Source organism: Salipiger sp. HF18, assembly GCF_011806505.1.
GTDB classification, from domain to species: Bacteria; Pseudomonadota; Alphaproteobacteria; order Rhodobacterales; family Rhodobacteraceae; genus Salipiger; species Salipiger thiooxidans.
The window spans coordinates 1-2,188 of sequence record NZ_JAATOS010000604.1 but is presented as its reverse complement, the minus strand read 5'-3'; the positions used below and the strand labels follow the sequence as shown (position 1 = coordinate 2,188).

Sequence of the window (2,188 nt, the reverse complement as noted above, 5' to 3'; positions counted from 1 at the left end):
TGTCTCGCCAACTTCGGTCCCAACACCAACCCCGCCTACCATGCCTGCGTCGAGCGGGTGTGTTCCGGCCTCAGCGAGGGCGAAGGCGGCGGCGGCCAGCAGCAGGCGCAGGGCGATCCGACCAGGGGCTGGGTCACCGGGCGCACCGGCAGCGGTGTCGGCTATGCCGGGGTGGACGGGGTGCGCGGCAAGACCGGGCTCTACTATTTCTGCGGGCGCGGCCAGAGCTTCCTGCGGGTGATCGGCATCGACGGCGGCGAGCGCGGCATGATCGTCGAGGTGGACGGGCAGCAATTCCCGCTGCGCTTCAGCCCCAACGGCCAGAACCAGCCGGAATCGACGCTGGCCTACAGCGACCCGGTGATCCAGGCGCTGCAGGGCGGCTCGCGCGTGCGGGTTCTGACCTATGACGGGCCGGTGGTGGTGGACGCGCCGCTCAGCGGCTCGTCGCGGGCGCTGGCGCAGGTGATCTCGTCCTGCTGAGCGCCGCGCGGCCGGTCAGGCGGGCAGGGCGGCGGCGATGACGGCGTTGAAATCCGCCTCGTCGCGCACAGTGGCCACGTCGGAGGCGTCGACGGTGACGCCCCAGTTCCGCGCCATCGCCTCGTAGAGCGGCTGGCGGTGGGCCAGCGCGCGGGCATAGGTCCAGCGGATGAAGGCGTCGGGATCGACCCGCGCGGGCGAGAGCCCGGTCTCGTCGAGATAGGCATCCCAGCAGGCGGTAAGGAACGCGGGCTGGTAGGCCATCGGCTTCGGTGCGCGGTCGAAACGGCGGATGAGCTCGGCCGTGTGGTCCTCGCTGCCGCGGATCCAGACCATCAGCGCCTGCCCCGACAGCGCCGAGAGGATCGGGTCTGCCTCGTTCTCGGGATCGACCCATTCGCAGATCGAGCCGCCGGTATCGCAGACGAAATGCGGGTAGCCGTAGAGCTGCTCGGCGCGGTCGATGAAGTAGCCGGTGTCGAGCAGGGCCTGCTCCTCGGCGCGCTGGAACTGGTCCTGCCGGTGCCGGTAGAGCTCCATCGGCAGGCCGCCCTTGTCGGGGTCGCCCGGCTTGCCGAGATAGGTCGAGACCGGCGAGAGGTTGTGAAAGGTGATGTTGGAGCCGATGTAGATCGAATCCGACAGCAGCAGCTCGCGCAGGAACGGCACGCGCATCGCCTCGCGCTTGGCGTTGTCGACGATGTACTCGCCCATGTAGCGGGTGCCGATGCGGTAATCGATCGAGTAGTGGAACCAGTTGCCGGTCTCGCGCAGCATGCTCGAGACGTGGGTCTTGCCGAGCCCCGACATGGCGAAGAGAACCACGCGCTTGCGCGGCGCCGCGTGCCAGTCTCGGGCGGTGGGGTACAGCATCTGCGGGCTTCTCCTGACTCGTTCGGGCCACAGGTAAAGAGACGCGCGGTCGTCGTCAAATGGCCCGGCTCATGTGCCCGACATGCAAACCGCCCGGGGCCTTGCGGCGCCCGGGCGGTCCTGCCTGTCCGGCGGTTGCCCGCCCCCGGCCTGCCTCAGAAGTTGTAGCTGACCTTGAAGCCGACGCCCCACGCGGTGTTGTCGGTGAAATCGGCACGGGCCACGTCGGGGGTGCCGGTCTCGGGCTTGGCGTCGCCCAGCCAGAAGTGGCTCACGCCGCCCGCAAGCGTCACCCGGTCGGTGATCTTGTAGGAGCCGCCGAGACGCAGCTGGGTGTAGCCGGTCTTGGGCGCCAGCGGCGAGACCAGCTCGTCGCCATCGGGCTCGTAGGTGACCGAGACCGAGCCGGAGAACTTGTCGTTGAAGCGGTGACCGACGCCGAGTGTGTAGGTCTTGGTGTCCTCGAGGTCGATCAGCCCGCCGCCGGTGATGTTGACGAACTCGTCGGGATCGACGCGGAACTGCGAGTGCTTGACCCAGCGCACCGAGCCGAAGACCAGCGTGTCCTGGGCGACGCCGGTCTGGAATTCGAGGTTCCAGCTTTCCGGGATCTTCACCTCGGTCGAGGAGGTGCCGTTGAGCAGAGGCAGGCCCGGGATCGAGCCGGGCCCGTCCGGATCGACCAGCGGGCCGCGCTCGGTGGTGTCCATGTCGTGGCTGATCGACGAGTTGTAGGTCAGCGCCACCCGCAACGCGATCTCGGGCTTTTCGTAGGCGGCGCCCAGCACGTATCCGGTGGCCCAGGTGCCGTCGAGGTCGACGGTGTAGTCAC

General features: G+C 68.6%; 3 protein-coding genes. 1 reads left to right on the top strand and 2 read right to left on the bottom strand.

All coding sequences use genetic code 11. The features are described from left to right. Nucleotides 1–483 (top strand): hypothetical protein (locus tag HC022_RS24740; RefSeq protein WP_167454160.1); only part of this gene is annotated, 483 nt, incomplete at its 5' end. 15 nt (nt 484–498) lie between these two features. Here the strand turns inward: HC022_RS24740 and HC022_RS24735 are convergent. After that, nucleotides 499–1,356 carry an ATPase gene (locus HC022_RS24735; protein WP_089960640.1) on the bottom strand — a complete coding sequence of 286 codons (858 nt, stop codon included), beginning with the start codon at nt 1,354–1,356 and terminating at the stop codon, nt 499–501. Between the two features lie 155 nt (nt 1,357–1,511). Continuing rightward, nucleotides 1,512–2,188, bottom strand: a 677-nt coding sequence (locus HC022_RS24730) for an OmpP1/FadL family transporter (protein ID WP_175583730.1), incomplete at its 5' end; no start/stop codon positions are given.